19 protein-coding genes are annotated in these 19,397 nt (G+C 60.3%); 8 read left to right on the top strand and 11 right to left on the bottom strand.

Annotated elements, in window-relative coordinates; genetic code table 11:
- Positions 1-9: 9 nt before the first annotated feature.
- Positions 10-3,018 (bottom strand): TonB-dependent receptor domain-containing protein, encoded by a 3,009-nt coding sequence (locus DDQ68_RS13445; RefSeq protein ID WP_211320147.1) that lies wholly within the window; start codon positions 3,016-3,018, stop codon positions 10-12.
- Positions 3,019-3,257: 239 nt separating this feature from the next.
- Between DDQ68_RS13445 and dxs the strand changes: the two genes are divergently transcribed.
- Positions 3,258-5,204, top strand: a complete 1,947-nt coding sequence (dxs, locus tag DDQ68_RS13440; RefSeq protein WP_109656753.1) for a 1-deoxy-D-xylulose-5-phosphate synthase — start codon at positions 3,258-3,260, stop codon at positions 5,202-5,204.
- 209 nt (positions 5,205-5,413) lie between these two features.
- Entirely contained in the window at positions 5,414-6,277 is an 864-nt protein-coding gene (locus DDQ68_RS13435; RefSeq protein WP_109656752.1) for an aldo/keto reductase, read from the top strand.
- A 99-nt stretch (positions 6,278-6,376) separates the two neighbouring features.
- Here the strand turns inward: DDQ68_RS13435 and DDQ68_RS13430 are convergent, their stop codons facing one another.
- Positions 6,377-7,084, bottom strand: coding sequence for a phosphatase PAP2 family protein (locus tag DDQ68_RS13430; RefSeq protein ID WP_109656751.1), 708 nt, complete (start codon positions 7,082-7,084; stop codon positions 6,377-6,379).
- A 518-nt stretch (positions 7,085-7,602) separates the two neighbouring features.
- Here DDQ68_RS13430 and DDQ68_RS24790 point away from each other — a divergent pair.
- Positions 7,603-7,827 (top strand): IS1 family transposase, encoded by a 225-nt coding sequence (locus DDQ68_RS24790; protein ID WP_162550097.1) that lies wholly within the window; start codon positions 7,603-7,605, stop codon positions 7,825-7,827.
- A 183-nt stretch (positions 7,828-8,010) separates the two neighbouring features.
- Here DDQ68_RS24790 and DDQ68_RS13420 read toward each other — a convergent pair whose 3' ends face one another.
- Entirely contained in the window at positions 8,011-8,445 is a 435-nt protein-coding gene (locus DDQ68_RS13420) for a transposase (RefSeq protein ID WP_109656749.1), read from the bottom strand.
- A gap of 366 nt (positions 8,446-8,811) precedes the next feature.
- Here DDQ68_RS13420 and DDQ68_RS13415 point away from each other — a divergent pair, with 366 nt between their 5' ends.
- Positions 8,812-9,381, top strand: coding sequence for a DUF4136 domain-containing protein (locus DDQ68_RS13415; RefSeq protein WP_109656748.1), 570 nt, complete (start codon positions 8,812-8,814; stop codon positions 9,379-9,381).
- A gap of 20 nt (positions 9,382-9,401) precedes the next feature.
- Here the strand turns inward: DDQ68_RS13415 and DDQ68_RS23930 are convergent, their stop codons facing one another.
- The 7 genes from DDQ68_RS23930 to DDQ68_RS13400 all read right to left on the bottom strand — a co-directional run bounded on the left by DDQ68_RS23930 (position 9,402) and on the right by DDQ68_RS13400 (position 14,234).
- Positions 9,402-9,575: a hypothetical protein gene (locus tag DDQ68_RS23930; protein ID WP_245897041.1), complete on the bottom strand. Its 174-nt coding sequence runs from the start codon at positions 9,573-9,575 to the stop codon at positions 9,402-9,404.
- A 102-nt stretch (positions 9,576-9,677) separates the two neighbouring features.
- Positions 9,678-10,028 (bottom strand): Gfo/Idh/MocA family protein, encoded by a 351-nt coding sequence (locus DDQ68_RS23925; protein WP_245897040.1) that lies wholly within the window; start codon positions 10,026-10,028, stop codon positions 9,678-9,680.
- 3 nt (positions 10,029-10,031) lie between these two features.
- Positions 10,032-10,337 carry a Gfo/Idh/MocA family protein gene (locus DDQ68_RS23920; protein ID WP_245897039.1) on the bottom strand — a complete coding sequence of 102 codons (306 nt, stop codon included), beginning with the start codon at positions 10,335-10,337 and terminating at the stop codon, positions 10,032-10,034.
- A 30-nt stretch (positions 10,338-10,367) separates the two neighbouring features.
- Positions 10,368-10,568: a hypothetical protein gene (locus DDQ68_RS23915; protein WP_245897038.1), complete on the bottom strand. Its 201-nt coding sequence runs from the start codon at positions 10,566-10,568 to the stop codon at positions 10,368-10,370.
- A gap of 201 nt (positions 10,569-10,769) precedes the next feature.
- Positions 10,770-11,345, bottom strand: coding sequence for a hypothetical protein (locus tag DDQ68_RS22905; RefSeq protein ID WP_162550096.1), 576 nt, complete (start codon positions 11,343-11,345; stop codon positions 10,770-10,772).
- A gap of 3 nt (positions 11,346-11,348) precedes the next feature.
- The gene (locus DDQ68_RS13405; protein ID WP_109656747.1) at positions 11,349-12,608 is read right to left on the bottom strand and encodes an AAA family ATPase; all 1,260 of its coding nucleotides are present in this window, start codon (positions 12,606-12,608) and stop codon (positions 11,349-11,351) included.
- An 87-nt stretch (positions 12,609-12,695) separates the two neighbouring features.
- A complete protein-coding gene (locus DDQ68_RS13400; protein ID WP_109656746.1) occupies positions 12,696-14,234 on the bottom strand; it encodes an aldehyde dehydrogenase family protein in 1,539 nt (512 codons plus the stop codon).
- 286 nt (positions 14,235-14,520) lie between these two features.
- Between DDQ68_RS13400 and DDQ68_RS13395 the strand changes: the two genes are divergently transcribed.
- Positions 14,521-15,291 (top strand): alpha/beta fold hydrolase, encoded by a 771-nt coding sequence (locus tag DDQ68_RS13395; RefSeq protein ID WP_109656745.1) that lies wholly within the window; start codon positions 14,521-14,523, stop codon positions 15,289-15,291.
- Between the two features lie 9 nt (positions 15,292-15,300).
- On the opposite strand, the gene DDQ68_RS13390 is transcribed toward DDQ68_RS13395, so the two are convergent.
- Positions 15,301-16,095, bottom strand: coding sequence for an energy transducer TonB (locus DDQ68_RS13390; RefSeq protein WP_109656744.1), 795 nt, complete (start codon positions 16,093-16,095; stop codon positions 15,301-15,303).
- Between the two features lie 482 nt (positions 16,096-16,577).
- On the opposite strand from DDQ68_RS13390, the gene DDQ68_RS13385 reads away from it, so the two are divergent.
- The 3 genes from DDQ68_RS13385 (at position 16,578) to DDQ68_RS13375 (ending at position 19,394) form a co-directional block, all read left to right on the top strand.
- Positions 16,578-17,828 carry a glycosyltransferase family 61 protein gene (locus DDQ68_RS13385; RefSeq protein ID WP_162550095.1) on the top strand — a complete coding sequence of 417 codons (1,251 nt, stop codon included), beginning with the start codon at positions 16,578-16,580 and terminating at the stop codon, positions 17,826-17,828.
- A 130-nt stretch (positions 17,829-17,958) separates the two neighbouring features.
- Positions 17,959-18,813 (top strand): hypothetical protein, encoded by an 855-nt coding sequence (locus tag DDQ68_RS13380; RefSeq protein WP_245897037.1) that lies wholly within the window; start codon positions 17,959-17,961, stop codon positions 18,811-18,813.
- Positions 18,814-19,025: 212 nt separating this feature from the next.
- Positions 19,026-19,394, top strand: coding sequence for a cupin domain-containing protein (locus DDQ68_RS13375; RefSeq protein WP_109656742.1), 369 nt, complete (start codon positions 19,026-19,028; stop codon positions 19,392-19,394).
- The last annotated feature ends 3 nt before the right edge of the window (positions 19,395-19,397 follow it).

Here is a 19,397-nt window from a genome sequence, read left to right as displayed (position 1 = left end):
CTCCGCAATCTACGGCCGCCCGCCGGGGCTGCCGGCCGGCGTGATGCCGCCCGGCGACGTGGTGCCCGGTGAGGGCGTGCCTACCGGTACCGTGGTTTTGGCCGGCGTGGCAGGCTTCGTCGCCGAGCTGTCAGCCGGAGTTGTGGCGGCCGGCGTGTTGGCGGGGTCCGGGGCCGCTGGTAGGCCGGTGGGCGTACCTGCGCCGGGGATGAGGACCGGCGTGGCGGCGGGCGCGGCGGTGCCATTGGGCTGAGCCACGCCGTTGGCGGGGGCCCCGGCCGGGGCCGTGCGGGTCGAATCGGTGGCGTTGATGCGCGTCGTGCCGGCGCGCGGGGCAGCCGCGGCCGGGCGGGCCCCGGGGGCCCCAGTGGGCTGGCCACCGCCTTGGCGAGCGCCGCCGCCGCTACCGCCGCCACCCTGGGCACCGGTGTCGCCGCCACCGCCGCCGTTGTCGCCGCCTTCTTTGAGGTCGTCGTTGTTGACGCCTTTGCCGCGCCGGCCCGCATCGCCGGCCGTGAGCTTGCCAATGCGATAGCTAAAGTTAACCTTGAGGCTCAAGCGGTTGAGTACGTTAGAGCTATTTTGCGTCAGCACCGGCGCGTTGATGGGGACGCCGTTGTACTGGTCCACGTAGGGTGTGCTTACCGAGTTGCGAATGGTAATTTGGTTGCTGAAAAAGTTCTCGGCCCCAAAGCCGATGCTGCCCCGCTTCTCGGCAAAATTGCGCTGCAAGCTCAAGCTGTAGATGCCGAAGCCCGACTGGTAGCCCTGCAGCTGCACCTGCTGGCCCCGCACGAAGGCAAACGCCTGCAAGGCCCAGTTCTTATTCAGGTTATAGGCGCCAAATACCCGTCCGTTTATCACAAAGCCTTGGTTACTAGAGTTATAAATAGCGTTAGCATCGTTGTTGCGCAGCACGCTGTAAAACAAGTCCATGCTGCCGTTGAGGCTTACCTTAGCGTTGTTGATGCCCACGAATAGGTTGGTGCCGTAGGCCCGCTCGGTGCCCGCGTTGCGGAACGTCGAGAGCAGCGCGCCCACTGCCCTGGTGGGGTTGAGCGAGTCGGCCAGCGGCACCCGCACGGTCTGAATGGCGTTGTTTGTGTTGCGTATGAAGGTCGAGATGTTCAAATTTACCTTCTGCTTAATCTGGGTGCTGTAGCCCAGCTCGTAGTTTTGGGTATTTTCGGGCCGCAGGATGGGGTTACCGGCCGAAGCGTTCAAGGGGTTGGAAGCCTGCACGTTCGGGTTCAGGAATTGCAGCGAGGGCCGCTGAATCCGAATGTTGTACGCCAGCTTGAGCACGTTGCCATTGCTGAACTTGCGCGACAAGTTCACGCTCGGCAGCACCTTGAGGTAGTTGGGAATGGCGGTAGCCGTGAGCACCCCGTTGGGGTCGCTGAAGCTGGCGCCGATGGTGGTGTACTCGGCGCGCACGCCGGGCTTCAGGGTAAAGCCCTTGGGCAGGGCCATCGTGTAGGCCACGTAGGCAGCGGCTACGTTCTGCTTATACAAAAAGGAGTTAGGAACCGGAGGGGTAGGGGGCGCCAGGCCAGGGCCGTAGAAATAGCTGTAGTCACTGGTTACACGCCGCACGATGTTTTTCACGCCCACCTCCAGCAGCTGGTCCTTGACGGTGGGCGTTTGGTAGTCTACCTGCCCGGTTATTTCCTGGTTGTGGCTCTGGTTGTTGTTGCCCAGCTCGCCCAGGTACGACCGGTCGGTCGGCGCAAATACGTTGTTGGTGAAGTCGCTGGTCTGGTTGTTCCGGCTGAACAACGTCAGCACGCTCAGCTCGCGCTGTTTCACATCGTAGAGGTGGGTGTAGTTGAGGCTCGCATCCACGGTGCCCGAGTTGCTGGTCGAGGCCACATCGCGCACCGACGTAATGCCCGTGGTGGCCCCGGCCAGGGTCTGGCTGGTGAGCTGGTCCTGGTAGTTCTTGCCGTTGCGGATGCCGTAGGCCAGCGAGCCAGCCAGCGAGTTCTGCTTGTCGAAATCGTAGGTCAGGCCCAGCGTATAGCGCCCAAAAGCGTTGGTTTGCCGGGTGGCGGCGTTTTGCTGCACGGTGGTGCGCTGGCCGCTCTGTAAGTTACTGCTGGTCTGTACGTTTTCGAAGCTGCCCGGCGTGTTGTACTGCGCCCGCCCAAAACCGCCCAGCGAAGCGCCGAACTTGCCGTTGCTCACGCTGCCGCTCAGGCCCAGGTTGCTGGCGCGGGTGCCGGCGCTGCTGTTCACGTTCAGCGAAGCCCCGCGCAGGTTGTTCTGCTTGGTGATAATGTTGATGATGCCCCCTGAGCCCTCCGCGTCGTACTTGGCCGAGGGCGAGGTGATGACTTCCACGGTCTGAATCTGCTCGGCCGGAATCTGCTTGAGCGCATCGGCCACGCTGCTGGCCGCAATGGTGCTGGGCTTGTTATTAATCAGCACCTTAATGTTCTGGCTGCCCCGCAGGCTCACGTTGCCGTCGAGGTCCACACTGAGCAGCGGCACGCGCTTGAGCACGTCGGTGGCATCGCCGCCGGCCGTGGTTTTGTCCACGTCGGCATTGTATATGGTGCGGTCCACCTTTTCCTCAATCAGCGGCTTTTGGGCCACCACCACCACTTCGCCCAGCTTCTGGGCTGAAGTCACCATGGGCAGGGTACCAAGGGCAACGGCCCCGCCGGCCGCGGGCACCACCACGCCCGTGCGGGTGATGTCCTGGTAGCCCAGGAAGCTGACCTTAATGGTGTAGGTGCCGGGCGAAATACCGGGCAGCACAAACTTGCCGTCGTCGCCGCACACCCCGCCATTCACGGGCGTGCCGGCGGCGTCCAGCACCGCCACTGAGGCGTACGACACGGGTTTGCCGTTGGCACCGTCCGTCACGGTGCCCGTGAGGCGGCCCGCCACGCGGGTAGGGGCCCCCGGCAAAGCGGCAGGGCGGGCGGGGGCCTGCTGGCCGCGGCCAGAAGAAACGGAGCCTGCTAAAGCCGTGGCTAGTAGTAGGGTAGAGGGAAGAATTCTCGGTTGCATATGATTTATGGTAGCCCCCAAAGTGCGTATTCGGCGGCAAAAGGTTGCACCTGCTTCAGGTTTTTTTGCGAACCCCCGACCAAGAGCCGTTTTATCCCGACATAAGCCTCTTTTTAGGCCAGTTGTTACGGAAGGCCACAACCGCCCGCCCGGTCCCTTCGTACCTTTATGGCCGGCCCGGCCAATCTTTTTGCGGGCCCGGCGGTTGCATACCGCCCCCCACTCCGACGCTTGCCCTGATGACAATTGAACCCGGCCCGCTCCTAGCGGCGATAAATTCGCCCGACGACCTTAAAAAGCTCGCCCCCGAGCAGCTAGTACAAGTCAGCACCGAGCTGCGCGAGTTCATCATCGACACGGTGAGCATCTACGGCGGGCACTTCGGGGCCTCGCTGGGCGTGGTCGAGCTGACGGTGGCCCTGCACTACGTCTTCAACACGCCCTACGACCAGCTAGTGTGGGACGTGGGCCACCAAGCCTACGGCCACAAAATCCTGACCGGTCGGCGCGAGCGGTTTCCTACCAACCGGCGCTACGGCGGCATGTCTGGCTTCCCCAAAATTTCGGAAAGCCCCTACGATGCCTTTGGCGTGGGCCACAGCAGCACCAGCATCGGGGCGGCGCTGGGCATGGCGGTGGCCTCTGACTACAAGAAAGATTTTGACCGCCAGCACATTGCTGTGATTGGCGACGGCGCCATGACGGCCGGCATGAGCTTCGAGGCCCTGAACCAGGCCGGAGCCCTGAACAACAACATGATTGTCGTGCTCAACGACAACTGCATGAGCATCGACCCCAACGTGGGGGCCCTCAAGGAATACCTGACCGATATCACCACCTCGCGCACCTACAACAAGGTGCGCGACGAGCTGTGGAACGTGCTGGGTAAGCTCAGCAAGTTTGGCCCTAACCCCCAGCAGATTGCCCGCAAAGTGGAGGCCGCCATGAAGGCAACTTTGATGAAGCAGAGTAACCTGTTCGAGGCCCTCAATTTCCGCTACTTCGGGCCCGTGGATGGGCACGACGTGCAGCACTTGGTGGCGGTTCTCAACGACCTCAAGGCTATTCCGGGCCCCAAGCTGCTGCACTGCGTGACGGTGAAGGGCAAGGGCTACGCGCTGGCCGAGAAGGACCAGACGCTGTGGCACGCCCCGGGCCTGTTCGATAAAATTACCGGCGAGATCTACACCAAAACGCCCACCACGCCCCAGCCGCCCAAGTACCAGGACGTGTTCGGCCACACGCTGGTGGAGCTGGCCGAGGCCAACGACAAAATCATGGGCGTGACGCCGGCCATGCCCTCGGGCTCGTCGCTGAACCTGATGATGGCCGCCATGCCCACCCGCGCTTTCGACGTGGGCATTGCCGAGCAGCACGCCGTTACATTTTCGGCCGGCCTGGCCACGCAGGGCCTGGTGCCGTTTTGCAACATCTACTCCTCGTTCATGCAGCGGGGCTACGACCAGGTCATCCACGATGTGGCCCTGCAAAACCTGCACGTAGTGTTTTGCCTCGACCGCGCCGGCTTTGCCGGGGCCGACGGCCCCACGCACCACGGCTGTTACGACTTGGCTTACATGCGCTGCATCCCCAACATTGTGGTGTCGGCCCCGATGAATGAGCAGGAGCTACGTAACCTCATGTACACCGCCCAGTTGCCCGAGAATGCGGGGCCCTTCAGCATCCGCTACCCGCGCGGTGAGGGCGTGATGCCGGAGTGGCGCACGCCTTTGCAGCGCGTGGCTGTGGGCACGGGCCGCGTAGTGCGCGAGGGCGAGGCCGGCGGCGTGGCCATCCTCACCATTGGCCACATCGGTAACTACGCCGTGAAAGCTACCGCTGCCCTCGCCGCCGAGGGCCTCGACGTGGGCCACTACGACCTGCGCTTCTGCAAGCCGCTGGACGAAGAAATGCTGCGCGACGTGGCCCGCCGCTACGGCGCCATCGTGACGGTAGAGGACGGCTGCCTGCCCGGCGGCTTTGGCTCGGCCGTGCTCGAGTTCCTGGCCGACCAGGGCCTGCACTTACCCCTGCGCCGCCTCGGTATTCCCGACCGCGTAGTGGAGCATGGTACCCAGGACCAGCTGTACAAAGAATGTGGGTTCGACGCCCCCGGCATCGCCCAGGCCGTGCGCGAAATGGCCGCTAAAGTGACAGACGCCGCCCGCGAATCAGTGCTGGGGTAAGAAGCGGTCTTCTTTAACTTACAGAAAAAGGGCCCCGCAGCGTCAGCTGCGGGGCCCTTTTTTGTTTCAACACCTAGCCAAAGGGGCCCCGGTGGGGCCCTGCCGTAACCGCCCACGGGGCAGCCGGCAAAACCATAGCCGCCAATAAAACGTCTTACCAGACGCTCCAGCCAAACCCGGTCCGGAGCATCATTTTAAGTGATTTAGCAATGGCTGCCATCACCGCAACTTACCCCGCCACGTTCACCATTGGCGGCGATCTCACCGTGAACCGCCTCGGCTACGGGGCCATGCGCATCACTGGCGAAGGTATTTGGGGGCCCCCGGCCGACCACGACGAGTCCATCCGCGTGCTGCGGCGGGCCGTGGAGCTGGGCGTGAACTTCATCGACACGGCCGACAGCTATGGGCCCAGCGTATCGGAAGAGCTGATTGCCGAGGCGCTGCGCCCCTACGCCAAGGGCCTGGTCATCGGTACGAAGGGTGGGCTGCTGCGCACGGGCCCCAACCAGTGGCCCATCGATGCCAGCCCCAAGCACCTGGAGGAAGCGCTGCACGGCAGCCTCAAGCGCCTGAAGCTCGATCAGATTGACCTGTACCAGCTCCACCGCGTGGACCCAAACGTGCCGTTTGAAGACACGCTGAAGTTCTTGCAAAAGGCCCAGCAGGATGGCTATATCAAGCACATTGGCCTATCGGAAGTCGATGTAGACCAGCTCAAAAAGGCCCAGGAATTTGTGGAAATCGTGTCGGTGCAGAACATGTACAGCGTCGATAACCGCAAGTGGGAGCCGGTGCTCGACTACACCTGTGCGCACAATATCGCCTTCATTCCGTGGTTCCCGCTCTCGGGCGGCAACAAGGAGGCCCTGGCGGCCCTCGACCAAATTGCCAAAAAATACGGCGCCACCCAGCAGCAAATTGCCCTGAGCTGGCTGCTGCATCGCTCGCCCAATATCCTGCTCATCCCCGGCACCTCAAAGGTAAAGCACTTGGAAGAGAATATGAAAACCGCTAAAATTCAGCTCTCATCGGAAGACATGGCTGCCTTGGATAAAATAAAAGCGGCCTAGTTTTAGTAGGCGCTGTTCAATAGCACAAAGGGCCCCGCAACAGCTGTTGCGGGGCCCTTTGTTTTGCACGGGATGGTGGCCGCTTGCCCTACTGGCTGGCTACCCGAGGTGAAGCAAGGAGCCGAGCAGTACCCGTAAGTCGCTGAAGAGGGTGGCGATCTGGTAAGTAAGCAGGAACAAGTACATGTAAAACAAAGCCGGGTACTGTACCTGCCAGGCGAGAACGGGCCGGTAGAAGGTGCGCCGCACGATAGGCAAGTTGGCCAAGCACGCCGCCCCGGCTCCCACCAGCCCCCCCACCAGGATGTCGCTCGGATAATGATAACCCAGGAACACCCGCGGAAAACACACCACCAGTATTGCGTACAGCAAGGCCCAGGTGCCGATCCATCGCGAGCGAAAAAAGAAGCCCGTAGCCAGCGAAAAAACCAGCGTGGCGTGGTCGCTCGGAAACGAGGTTCTGCGGTCCAGGCCGGCCGGCAGCTGAAAAAGCGAGGTCAGGTGCAGTTCGGTCGCGAAGACGGGACGCGTGCGGAAGGGCAGAACGTGCGTGAGCACGCGCTTGGCAAGCACCCCAAGCAAGCACCCCACCAAGATACCGATGATGATCTCCTGGTTGCTGCGTTTGCGCTCCTCCGAGCTCGTCTCGTCTTTAAACCATAGCCACCATACTGCCGCCACGAATATCACCCCCCCTTGGAACAACTCATTGCTGCCGACAAAGTGGACGAATCTGCTTAGGGAAGGAAATCTCGCCGCGACAGCATTGAGCTTCCAAATAATGCTAGTATCAAGGTTGAGCAACATCTATTTGAATAAGGTACTCCGCAAATATATACACCTGAAATAATGATTTGATAACAGTTTGGAACTGATTTAATAACAGTTTGGCTTGGTCAAAAAATAGCTCCTCAGGCTAAGCTACTTCACTGCGTTCTATATCAGGGCCTCGGCGGCGGTCTATTAAAGAGTGAACGCCATAAATTAGGGGACGGTTTTTATTCAACCTTTGTGCGCTCGCTGCGGCAGTGGACATATTCGCCATAACGGCACGCAGGGCGGGCACGCTAAGTACCAGTGCAAAGCGTGCGGCTGCCAAGCCCAGTTTGTACCGGCGGCGGTGGCCAAAGCCATCCAGTATGCGCAAGTAGCGAAGCTGTTGGTCGAGCGGAACCCGCAACGCAGTATCGTGCGGGCCACGGGTGTGTCGCGCATGATGGTGGCCAAACTACTAAAAAAAAGCGGCGGCGGCCTCGCTACCGTTGCCTCGGTTACGGCCGAAAAAGGCCCAGCAGAAGCAGCCGGAAGCGCTCGAACTTGATGATATGCGAACGTTTGTTGGCCGTCGCAAGCGCAAAGTCTGGCTCTGGCTGGCCGTGGAGCGGGCCTCGCGCCGCATCGTGGCCTGGATGCTCGGCTGTCGGGGTGCCGCGACGGCCCGCCGCTTGTGGGCGGCGTTGCCCCGCCCTTACCGCTACCACTGCGCTACCAGTGGGAGGCATACGCGCCTGTCTCGTCCGACTACAGCTGTACAGGTTGTCCAATCCTGAAAAAAAGTTGTCAGTTTTCGAGTGAGAAGAAAAGAGTTGGTTTTAGTCCTGATAGCAGGTTGTCAAGTTAGGCTATGTCGGTTGATGTTGGGGTCTGAGCAGCCTTGTATACTTTAGGTTTCCAGTGCTTTTGCAGCGGCTCGGTGCTAATGTGGGCGGCAGCCGGCGTTAGATACCCGCAACTCATATGGGGGCGCAGGTGAGCGACGCGCACCCGCACGATTTCGTTTTCCTGGAGTTTCCGGACCGTTTGGTGCCAAACTTTTTTCGGATGGGTAGTTTCAATTCTTGCTCGGCCACCTCCACCATCGGGTGGAGGGCTAAAATCAACAGATTGGCCTGCTGGAGTGCTTCTTCCAACTCGCCGTTGCGCTGCTGCAAGGCGTGCACGTCCCGTTTTTTCGTTCGCGTCATCGCCGGACTAACGAACAAGCCCGTCTGCACCTTGCGCTGGTAGAGGCTTACCCAGTTGCGCAACGTATAGCTGTTGTGGATATCCAGGTCGGCCATTACCTGGCTGGGCTCTTCGCCCCCAAAGACAATGCGGAACACCGCCGTTTCTTTGAATTGCGCGCTGTACTGAAAGCGCCGGAGCAAGGCGCGAATGTGCTCTTCCATAAGACAGTTTTTTAAGCCAAAAACTGTCAACTTATTTCAGGACAAGACAGAATGTTCTGCCCGCCCGCCACCACCGGTCGCGGCCCAAAGGCAGTGGCAATACAAGTATTGTCGAGGTGATTAATTGTTCGTTGCGCCACCGGTGCGGCGTACTCGTGCGCAATTCATGGTCGTTTAGCAAAAGCTTGGTCATGCACACGGCCCACATCAAAATTGTCATCGATAATTATAACCTCATCCTAAATTAGACCACCGCCAGGGCCTTTTTGATAATAAATCTTTTTTAAATCAATCTTCCGTAGGAAGCGTTGGGCAGATGAGTATTAATTATTTCTTCTATCCTATTCATTCTAATAAGTTTTTGCCATGTCCCTTCCTTTCCAATTACTGAAAAAACCGTTGCTCGCGCTAGCCCTGGGGCTGGCGGCGGGCGCGCCCGCGTGGGCCCAGGCCACGCAAACCGACCAAAAGACCGACACCGACTTCACGCGCTACAAAACATACAACTTTATGGACGAAGCGGCGCGCAACGATTCTGCGTCGGCGGATTTAGGCGCAAATATTTTTGACTTGAAGCGGGCCGTGGTCCACGAAATGGAGGCCCGCGGCTACCAGCGCGCCGCCCAGCCCGACCTGCTGGTGAACATCGGCATCTCCACCCGGCTGCTGACCCAAACCCGCGAAACCAACTTCCTGAACGACGGGGCCCCGTACTACATCGGCCAGCGCAACTACCGCTGGCAGGCCCAAAATATACCCGTGGGCCATTACCGCGCGGGCACCGCCACCATCGACGTGGTGGACGCCGCCCGCCGGGAGCAGGTGTGGCAGGGCACCACCACCACTATCCTCTCGCGCAAGCCCAACAAAGCCGCCCAGCAAATTGACAAGGGCGTGGCCGAGGCATTTGCCAAGTTCCCGGCGCGCGCGCGCTAGGGGCCCAATTGGGGCCCCGGCTATTGGCCGACGCTGCTGCGGTCGATGAGTTGGAGCACGTCCTTGGTCGAAACCCGCTGGCTGGTTTCGGCGGCGTGGTAGACGGCTTTGAGCAACTGCACGCCGTGCAGGCCCATTTCGCCGGGCACGCGGGTGGGCCGGTTGCGCAGAATGCAGTCGGCAAAATCGTCCATTTGGGCGGCTTGCTGGTTGATGTTGGGCAGGTTGATGCGGCCGTCGTGCTGACTGGTGGTGCCCGCCAGGCCGCCGTAGCTGGAAGCTGGAGTCAGCTCAGCCTAGCCCCGGGGGCCCTCGGCGCGCAGGCGGCCTTCCAGGTTTTCGGTGTAGCGGATGCGGCAGTCGGCCGTGGCGCCGTCGGCAAACTGAAACTGCCAGTCGAGCCCCGCCTCCACGTTCTTAAACAGCTTGGGTTCGGGGTTGGGCGTGAACTGGGCCGTGACTGATACCGGCACCTGGCCCTTGGTGTAGAGGTAGCCCTGCACGCAGTAAATGCCCATGTCCATGAGGGGCCCCCCACCGCTCAGGGCCCTACCCACGCGCCAGCTGGGCGTACTGAGCCGGAAGCTGTTGTCGGCCGCCAGGTGCCGCACCGGCCCGAACGTTTCGCGCTGGCCCAGGCGCATCATCTCCTAGTTGTGGTTGAAGTGCAGCCGGTAGCCTATGCTGAACTGCTTGCCTGCCTTCTGGCAGGCGGCCACCATGCGGCGCGCATCGGCCACCGACGTAGCCAGCGGCTTCTCGCAGATTACGTGCTTGCCCGCCTGCGCCGCCTGCACCACGTACTCGGCGTGCAAAGCGTTGGGTAGCAACACGTACACAATGTCGGTGGCCGGGTTGTCAATCATCCGGCCGAAGGTCTGGTAGTCGTAGATATTCTGGGCGGGAATATCGTACTGCTGCTGCCACCGCACGGCCTCGGCCGGCGTGCCCGTCACGATGCCCGCCAGCCAGCACAGCTTGGTTTGCTACAAGGCGGGGGCCAGCTGCCCGGCGCTGTAGCTGCCCAGCCCCATCAGCGCCACGCCCGGCGGGCGGCCGGGCGCCGCCGGGGCCCTGCCTGCCAATCCCGCCAGGGCCGCCGGCCCAGTCAGTAGGGCCCCCGCCCCCAGCGAAAGCGTGCACATAAAATCGCGGCGGGAAGTAGCAGAATCGAGGAGGTCGGCCATGGCGCAGCGGGTTGGGGTAGAAGCAGTTTACCCTATGCGGCTGCGCTGGGTTATGGTTGGGCTGGGGCCCCTGTACGAGGCCGCGTCACAGGGAAACTGTCGCTGCGGGGCTTCTGCCAGCAATAATTTGAAATAAGCAGCAGAAAGGTGGGGCTGTAGGGTACAGTGGGGAGGCAGGTTGTGAAAGGCCGGGGCGGAGCCCTATGCTAATGGGCCCTTATTGATAACGAGTACATTCTCAACAACTAAGCGAACCCGAATGGGTATTCCTTCAAAACGATTGTTGAAAGAAGCACTCAAGGCTAAAAAATCTGCTCCAGGATAGGGCCGCTGAGAAGTGCGTCCGACGCAGGCGTAGGCCAGCACCAATGCGCCCGGCGGAATAATAGCTCGGCTGACGAAATCCTTGATAGTAAGCTCTAGTTGCTCCACGCAATCGGCAGCGCGGGCGTAGCGCAAATTGCCGCTGCTCGTGATGTCATGCTCAGCTTTCTTGAACTCTACAAAGTAGGTTTGCTCAGTAGTCAGTAATGCGCAATCACATCTGCGTCCCTCAGCAGACATATATAGGCAATCATCAACTTTAATGAGGTGAACTAAACGGCCAGATTCGTTTATTACTTGCAAATCGAACCGATTGCGCGTAGGAGGCAAGTAGTGAAAACAAGGAGCAGTACCAGGTGGGTCCTGCACAAGAAACTCAACCGCAGTAATGGCTTCTTGGCAGGCGCTGCCACGCATTTGGTCGCGGAATGATTCGCGTAGCGGATTTAGCATGTTCTAAAAGCCGCGGTTGATGTCAAGCAATTGATCAAATTCATCAGCCTGAATACCAGAAACAGCATCTAACTCATTCTGCGAAATAAGTTTAGTTTCCGGGTCCAGCAACGACCGGACGCCACCCGCACCCTCGGGGCCATTCACGTAGTAAGCTGCGAATTCATCGGGATTTATCCAGTATTTCTCGGGAATAATAACAGCTACTTTCTGGCGCTTTTCTTCATCCTTACTGCCAACATGGTACGCGTAAAGCAGCAGGTTTAAATGCGAGAGAATGTAGGGGCTATGCGTGGTTATCGTCAAATCATTCTCGCCCTTCGTGCATTTCTCTACCAGCCAGTTCAACAGCCCCTGCTGGGCGGTGGGGTAAAGGTTTAATTCTGGTTCTTCGATAATGAAGCTCTGCGCCTGCTCGGTGTTGCGGCTCAGGTGCTCTAGCAACACCAGCATCGGCGTGACGGATTGGATGCCGCTGGCGGTTTCAAGAAGCATTAATGGCTCTTCACGGTCGGGGATTTTAATAAAATCTCGCCCGTTGACGTGCAAATATTTTGCTTTAAGAAATGGAATATCTAACTCGGAAACGTCTTTTCGAGATAATGAAAAACTGTTAGCAAAATCAAGTAGAATTTTTGGCAAACCGATATTATCACGAATTAATCCAGCCCAAGAATATTCAATAGCAGATAAAAATGCACGTTCAGCAGGTATATATTCTGACTTTGTTCGCATTGCAAAATTAGAAAATACTTTACTTTCTCTTAAATTCAATATTATTGATTTAATATCTTCCTGCGTTTGACCAATATCGGGAGACTGCTCATTTCCGGTTCCCTTTGTTTTAGATTCATATGGTTCTAATCTTTTAGCCAAAATATTTCTGATAGATGTAAGTGCTTCAGTAGTATAATTAAAATACTCCTTTGCTGCTCTCTCACCACTACCGATCAATGCAATTCTGTCTTGTTCATTTGCGTATGATATTTTAACTGTGTCAGATTGAAATTCTATTTGAGTTTGGATATTAAAGTATTTATTGATAGAATAAATACTTAAAATCTGTCTGTTTTTAAATTCATCTTCGGGTTTACTAGAGCCATCGTTATCAGCATAAAATCTTTTATCCCGGAACACCGCCGCCAACTTCGCCAGCGTGCTCTTCCCGCCGCCTGTGGGCCCTATAAAAACCGTTACCCGCTTAAAGTCCACCGTGGCGTCTTTGATGGGGCCGAAGTTTTTGACAATTAGTTGCTCGTTCATCGCCGATAAGAATTAGGATAGGGCCAAAAATAGCACGCGGCGGCCCCGTTGCCGGAGCCGCCGCGTGGGTAACCGTTTCGTGCGCCGCTATATTTTCTCCGGCAGCAGCGTGGCGTCGGGGTAGTTGCCGAGCACGGGGGCTTTGCCCTGCGTGACGGCCTCCACCAGCAGGGCCCCGCCTACGAAGGCGCCCTTCCACGACTCGCCCAGGCCACCGAACGCTTCGGCCCGGTCGCCGCGCGAGCGCAGTGCGTTCACGCCCACCTTGAAGGCGCGGATTTCCTTGGCCGTGCGGGTGGCCCAGGCCGCGTCGTCCGACACGATGGCCGCCACCAGGGCCCCGTTCGAGATGTTCATCTCGCCCACCAGCTCCTCCACGCGGTCCACCAGCACCACGCTATCGATGGGGCCGAAGGGCTCCTTGTAATACAGCTCGCTCTGGCGGGGCAGGCCCACCAGGGCCCGGGGGGCGCGGTAGGCGCTGCGGTCCTGGCCGGGCAGGAACAGGTTGTCGTCGAGCTTGCCGTCGTAGAGCGGCGTGGCGCCGGTCTGCAACGCGTTAGTGTAGAGGCGGTCCAGGTCTTCGGCCTGGCGGGCGTTGATGACCGGCCCGAAGGCCAGTTCGGGCAGCGGGTCGTCGGGCCCGTCCACCAGCGTGGGGTTGCCCACCTTCAGGCTTTTGATTACGTCGAGGTAGGTTTCGAGGAACTGCGGGAACAGGCGGCGCTCCACCACGAAGCGCACGTAGGCCGTACAGCGCTGCTTGCCGTAGTCGTAGCCCTTGCGCAAGTGCTGGGCCAGCAGGTCCCAGTTTGAGAAATTCCAGATGCCGTAGGCGTTCACGCCCTCCATTTCCAGCATGTAGCGCTTGTGCTGCTGGGTGAGGCCGTCGGCGATGTAGCGGCCGCCCACCCGGCCGCCCACGAAGCTCAGGGCGTCAACGTGCGTGTCCTGCACCAGGGCCTGGCTTAACTCGGCCCCGGGGCCGCTCACCAGCGTCACGGGCAGGCCGCAGCGGCGGGCAATGGCGAAGGCCAGGCTCAGGGAGATGAAGCCGCCGTCGGTAGGCGTTTTGGCGATGGCGGCGTTACCGGCCAGGGCCTGCACCAGTACGGCGTGGAAGAGCACCGAAAACGGGTAGTTCCACGAGGCAATGTTGCTCACCAGGCCGATGGGCTGTCGGTCTTGCAGCATGGGCTCAATGTGGTCCACGTACCACCGGGCGCCGTCGATGGCGCGGTCGACGTCGCTGAATCCCAGGGCGTAAGTCTTGCCGATTTCCCACATCAGCAGCTTGCCGATGAGGTCGGCCAAGGGCGTGAGCTGATCGAGGCAGTCTCTTACGCGGCGCTGGCGCTCGGTCAGGTCGGTAGCGGCCCAGGCAGCCGCTTCGGCCTTGGCGGCGGCTACGGCCCGCAGGGCTACGTCGTGCGCGAGCATGGGCAGGCTCCCCAACTCTGAGCCGTCGACGGGCGAGTAGAAGGCGCGGGGCTGGCCGGGCTCCTGCCAGCGGCCTTCGAGCAGGTTGAGGAAACGGCCGTCCTGGTCGAAAATTTCGGGCGCGTGTTGCTTGACCTGTTGCAGCAGAAAGCTGAACTCGACCTGCGGCGAAACGATTTTGGGCATGGTGTTTTGGGGGTGGGGGATTGAGATGGAGTAGTAACATCAGAAGGCCGGGTGGAGTTTGTAGCCAGAAAGCCAGCTTGGCGCCCCGTGGAATGGCCAACGCGCCGTCAACCCTACCCGGGGGCCCCCAGGCTCTCTTTTAAACCGCTGGCTTGCCTTTAAATCGGCCGGCAACGTTTGCGGACTCACTATTTCTACCCGCGCCAGCTGAACCGTTTTTGGTGCCCCACGTGCCAGCCGCCGGCCCGAAAGCACGGCCCCGGGCCCGGCGTTTACATTTGCCGGCATGGCTGCCCCCCTTACTACTGCCCCGACGCTCGTTTTTCTGCACGGCTTCGCCGAAAGCCGCGAGGTGTGGACCGATTTCACCCGCTCGTTTCCGGCCGGCTACCGGCTGCTGGCCCCCAACCTGCCCGGCCACGGCACCAACCGGGCCCCCGTGCCCGATTTCAGCATGGAGGCCCAGGCGCGTTACGTGGCGCAGTACCTCACCGACAAGGGCGCCGCCGACCCGGTATTGCTCGTGGCCCACAGCATGGGTGGCTACGTGGCCCTGGCCCTGGCCGAGCGCTACCCCAGCCGCGTGGCCGGCCTGGCCCTCATCAACTCCACGGCTTTGCCCGATACCGACGAGAAGCGCCAGAATCGCGAAAAAAATATCGGCTTCGTGGAGCGCCACGGCGTGGAGAAATTTATGGACAGCTTCGTGCGCCCACTCTTCGCGCCCGCCAACCGCGACCGGCTGGCCGAAGCCCGCGAGCTGCTCGAAGAGATTGGTAAGGCTACGCCGGCTGCCACCTTCGCCGGGGCCCTGCGCGGCATGGCTGCCCGCCCCGACCGCACCGCCGTGCTGGCCCAGGCCGCGTTTCCGGTGCTGCTGGTGGCCGGCAAGCACGACGTGGCCGTGCCCTTCGACGACTCGGTGCGCCAGGCGGCGCTGCCCGCTACTGCTGCCGCCCTGTTTCTGGAAGGCAGCGGCCACCTCGCCTACCTGGAGCAGCCCGAGGAAACCCGCCGCGCCGTGCTGGCGCTGGCCGCCGCAGTGTTTGGGGAGTAGCCGGGGCCCCTACCGCACTTGACTTACGACCCGGAACTCAAACGGCAGCACGTAGCCCACCCGCACCGGGCGGCCCTGCTGGCGGGGCGGCGTCAGGGCATCGGGCGCTAGCTGAAGCACGCGCAGCACTTCCGCGTCGAGCGTGCGGCTGACGCTGCCCACGATGCGGCGCTGCTCCACGGCGCCGGTTTCGCTCACCTCGAAATAAGCATACACCGTGCCCTGGTTGCCCCGCCGGATGTCATCGACCGGGTAGCGCGTTTGCCTTTGCAGGAGGCCCAGCAGGTTGAAGGCCAGCGGGCGTTGGCCGGCGCCCGCTGGCAGCGGAAAGGTAGGTAGCTCGTCGCTGTACGCAAGGGCGGGGGCCCCTGCCGGGGCCCCAAGAACAAGCGGTAGCACAATGAAATCGGGCCGCATGCCCGGCTGGCTCGGCGCGTCCTGCGCTACCTGCCAGGCCGGCAGCTGCTCCAGCCGCTTCAGCAAAGCCTGCGTCCCGGCGCGGCTGAGGGCTGGGGCCCCGACAGGTGCTGGCAGGAAATAAGAATTGCGCGGGCGGCCCGTGCCGGTTAGCTCCAGGGCCAGGTACAGCGGCCCGGGGAAGGCGGGGCTGGCGGGGGGCAGCACGCGCCGCAGCGCCGCTTGCAGCGAGTCGGGCCCGCCCGGGAAGCGGGGGCTCCGGTAGGTGGTGCCCGTGCTGCGGCCCACTAGCGGCAACGCGGCGCCTGGGGCCGTAGCTTGGGCGTGCGCCGGGGCCCTGGGTAGCAGCCAGGCGGCGGCCAGCAAGCCAATGAGTACGTTTTTCATGCGGGGTAGAAGCTGAAAGTGGAACTGCAAGCTACGCGGCTTTCCGCCAGGGCCAGCTGCCAAACCATGGCCGGCTGCCGCCGGGGCGCCGGCCTGCTTGCCCCGGGCGGCGAATTGGCCAGGCTACCGCTGGAAACTGGCGTCTAAGGCCTGGCAAAGCGAATATAAACTATCAGATTAGTAGTTATTTGAACGGCGTTTGGTGGGCCGGGCCATGCGCGGCCCGGGCTAATAAAGTCCGCCGCTCCGGCCGCCGGCCCGTATCTTTGCGGTCGATTTATCTACCGCCGGGCCGAGATGAGGAGTTGCGGCGCTTCCCTATTTTTTTGATGAAATCCCGTTACTTATTAGTCGCCCTGGTGTTGGGTGGGGCGCCAGACGAGCAGGATGTTCTCCTGAATTTTTCATGAACCCAAACGTTTTAAACGTTGTAATAATTAATTATACTGTTTATTTACTCTAGCAAAAAAACGCATAAGCACGTGAGCACGCTAGCAAAGAACTCACAGGTACGCCTAGTAGGGGCAGCGAACACAGGAAAATCCACATTTCTGGTTACGCAGATGAATCCATCGGTCACAACACTGAAAAACGAAATCAAGAAGCTTGTCAAGCAACTTGTCGGCTTGGCCGGCTTCCAGCTACTGACCAAAGCGCAGACCATCGCTTACCTAAAACCTTGCGAACTGGTGCACCGGCCTGCTGAACTGATTAACGTTCCCGAGGTGTACGACGCGGTGGACCCCGGCCGGCGCATCTTCCAGCGCAAAGACGCGGCGACTCAGCCGTGTTACGTGTGGCACCGCACCTACGAGGGCGGGCCGCCCGCCGCGCTATTGCGCAATGGGAGCGTGCGCATCGACGGCTACGTGCTCTGTACCGACTACTTCACGGACCATGTGCTAAAAGACTTCCTTAAAACGAAAAAACGGGCGGTGGTGGAGGCCGGGGCGCTGGTGGCTCCGTTTAGCCACTATCCGGACGCGCACTTCATTTGTGGGTACTACGACTTCATGTTTTTGATTGCAGCCAAGCTATGCCGCATGGCGCAGGCGGTTCCGGAGCCGGCTGACGCCATCGTGGCTTACCCGCTGTTCGGAACATCTTATGAGCAGGAATTTTTGTCCGTGCTGGGTTTTGAGCTCGCGCATGTGCTCGACAGCCGCTTATACAACGTGCGATCCGCCAGCTACTTGCTGGCCAGTGCCGGGGCATGGAACTACCCCAGCCCAACGGATGTGGAGCTGCTGCGCGACCGCCTGGCTCCCCTCATCCAAGAGCCGGCCGAAAAACACGCCCGCCTTTATATCAGCCGCACAGGGCGCCGCCGCATCGTGAACGAAGACGCGCTGGTGGCGCTGTTAGAGAAATACGATTTCTTCATAGTGGAAGACCGGCCGCGCACCTTGGCCGAGCAACTGACCCTCTATCGCCACGCTTCCTTCATCATGGGCCCCCACGGAGCCTCGTTTTCGAACATTATCTGGTGCCAGCCGGGCACTCATCTGTTCGAAATTTTCGCGCCCGATTACGTGCCCGATTATTTTCTCTACCTGGCGCAGCTGGCCGGGCTGGGCTACTCGGCCTGCTGCCAGCCGGCGGCCGGCGGGGAGCACCTCCCACCGATTGAAAAAAATATCCGGGTATCCGTACCGGACATCGAGCGAGGCTTAGTTGCTGCCCTTGAAAAAGCCACCCGGCCTGAAACCCGCCGTTGCGGCCCAAACGAATAGCCCGATTCATTGGTTGGTTAAGCTAAAAATCCGGCCCTAGGTACGGGGCGCTTATCTTTGCGCCGAAATTTATCATCCGTCGGGCTTCGCTGCCAGGCCGCGCCGGAGGCTTTATTCTTCTTCACTTCCGATGAAATTTCGCTACTTATTAGCCGCCTTGTTTTTGGGCGGCTTCCAACCCTTGTGGGCCCAAACCTACGTGCCGGCCGCCTCCGCCCCGGCTACCACGGCCCACACCCCCACCACCATTCTGCCGCCCGGCGCCAAGCACCGCGGCAGCCTGTACTTCAGCTGGGGCTACAACCGCGACTGGTACTCGCGCTCCGACATCCGGTTCCAAAACCAGAAAACGGACAACTACGACTTCACCTTCGTGAACGCCCACGCCAGCGACCACCCCAGCATGAGCGAATTCTGGAAGTTTAGCTCGCTCACCATTCCGCAGTACGACGCCACGCTGGGCTACCTGTTTAATGATAAGCACGACCTGGGCATCGAGGTGAGTTGGAACCACTTGAAGTACGTGGTCGATGACAACCAAATCATCCACGTGCGCGGTAACGTCCGCGGCCGCTACATCGACAAAGACACGCTGGTGACGCCCGATTTCGTGCACCTCCAGCACACCAACGGTAACAACTACCTGATGGTGAACCTGGTGAAGCGCTACAAGCTGGCCGTGGGCAAGCACTTGCAGCTCAGCGCCATCGGCAAAATCGGTGGGGGCCCCATGATTTCCTACACCATCTCCACCATTTTCGGCAGCCACCAGGAGGGGCCTTTCCACTACCACGGCTGGGTGGTGGGCACCAGCGCCGGCCTCAAGCTCGACATCTACAAATACTTTTTCTTGCAGGGCGACGTGCAGGGCGCCTTCGCCGACTACACCAACACCTGGATCGGGGCCGACAAAGTGGGCCGCGTGACGCACGTGTTCACCTCGGCGCAGGCCATCTACGCCTTCGGGTTCAACGTGCCGCTGTAGGGCCCCAGGCAGTTTGACGTTATTATTACTGCGTAATAAAGGCCGTTGTGCTCATTCGGCGTCCACGCAGTGAAGCATTTTTCCCACGCAAGTAATCCAATCAATTAGGTTTACTGCCGCGATGGAAATGCTTCACTGCGTGGACGCCGGATGAGCACGACGGCCTTTTTACTTCATAACTCCACAGAACGCTTAAAACCCACCCACTGCCAATGACTACCGACCAGGTTACTTTCTACCGCTGGGACGACATGCCCGAGGAGCGCATGACGGACTTGATTTCGCGCCGCTTCATCACCGGCGACAAGACAATGCTCGCCCACGTGTACCTCAAAAAGGGGGCCCTCGTGCCCAAGCACCACCACGAAAACGAGCAGATTACCTACATCCTCGAAGGGGCCCTGCGCTTCCACCTCGGCGACGACCAGGCCCAGGAAATCATCGTGCGGGCCGGCGAAGTGCTCCACATCCCATCCAACGTGCCGCACTCGGCCGAGGCCCTGGAGGACACGCTCGACGTGGACATTTTCAGCCCGCCCCGCCAGGACTGGATCGACAAAACTGATGCTTACTTGCGTTAATCA

It is taken from the genome of Hymenobacter nivis (assembly GCF_003149515.1).
GTDB classification, from domain to species: Bacteria; Bacteroidota; Bacteroidia; order Cytophagales; family Hymenobacteraceae; genus Hymenobacter; species Hymenobacter nivis.
Note: the sequence above shows the minus strand (reverse complement) of the source record. Positions and strands in the feature narration are given on the sequence as shown.

What these genes read in the sequence shown, in the direction of transcription:
- DDQ68_RS13415 (WP_109656748.1), top strand. Translation starts at nt 8,812, where the DNA reads ATGTCCCTTCCTTTCCAATTACTGAAAAAACCGTTGCTCGCGCTAGCC.
- DDQ68_RS13390 (WP_109656744.1), bottom strand. Translation starts at nt 16,095, where the DNA reads ATGAAAAACGTACTCATTGGCTTGCTGGCCGCCGCCTGGCTGCTACCC.
- DDQ68_RS13405 (WP_109656747.1), bottom strand. Translation starts at nt 12,608, where the DNA reads ATGAACGAGCAACTAATTGTCAAAAACTTCGGCCCCATCAAAGACGCC.
- DDQ68_RS24790 (WP_162550097.1), top strand. Translation starts at nt 7,603, where the DNA reads ATGCGAACGTTTGTTGGCCGTCGCAAGCGCAAAGTCTGGCTCTGGCTG.
- DDQ68_RS13435 (WP_109656752.1), top strand. Translation starts at nt 5,414, where the DNA reads ATGGCTGCCATCACCGCAACTTACCCCGCCACGTTCACCATTGGCGGC.
- DDQ68_RS23915 (WP_245897038.1), bottom strand. Translation starts at nt 10,568, where the DNA reads ATGGCCGACCTCCTCGATTCTGCTACTTCCCGCCGCGATTTTATGTGC.
- DDQ68_RS22905 (WP_162550096.1), bottom strand. Translation starts at nt 11,345, where the DNA reads ATGCTAAATCCGCTACGCGAATCATTCCGCGACCAAATGCGTGGCAGC.
- DDQ68_RS23930 (WP_245897041.1), bottom strand. Translation starts at nt 9,575, where the DNA reads ATGGACGATTTTGCCGACTGCATTCTGCGCAACCGGCCCACCCGCGTG.
- DDQ68_RS13395 (WP_109656745.1), top strand. Translation starts at nt 14,521, where the DNA reads ATGGCTGCCCCCCTTACTACTGCCCCGACGCTCGTTTTTCTGCACGGC.
- dxs (WP_109656753.1), top strand. Translation starts at nt 3,258, where the DNA reads ATGACAATTGAACCCGGCCCGCTCCTAGCGGCGATAAATTCGCCCGAC.
- DDQ68_RS13430 (WP_109656751.1), bottom strand. Translation starts at nt 7,084, where the DNA reads ATGTTGCTCAACCTTGATACTAGCATTATTTGGAAGCTCAATGCTGTC.
- DDQ68_RS13375 (WP_109656742.1), top strand. Translation starts at nt 19,026, where the DNA reads ATGACTACCGACCAGGTTACTTTCTACCGCTGGGACGACATGCCCGAG.
- DDQ68_RS23925 (WP_245897040.1), bottom strand. Translation starts at nt 10,028, where the DNA reads ATGATGCGCCTGGGCCAGCGCGAAACGTTCGGGCCGGTGCGGCACCTG.
- DDQ68_RS13400 (WP_109656746.1), bottom strand. Translation starts at nt 14,234, where the DNA reads ATGCCCAAAATCGTTTCGCCGCAGGTCGAGTTCAGCTTTCTGCTGCAA.
- DDQ68_RS13445 (WP_211320147.1), bottom strand. Translation starts at nt 3,018, where the DNA reads ATGCAACCGAGAATTCTTCCCTCTACCCTACTACTAGCCACGGCTTTA.
- DDQ68_RS13380 (WP_245897037.1), top strand. Translation starts at nt 17,959, where the DNA reads ATGAAATTTCGCTACTTATTAGCCGCCTTGTTTTTGGGCGGCTTCCAA.
- DDQ68_RS13420 (WP_109656749.1), bottom strand. Translation starts at nt 8,445, where the DNA reads ATGGAAGAGCACATTCGCGCCTTGCTCCGGCGCTTTCAGTACAGCGCG.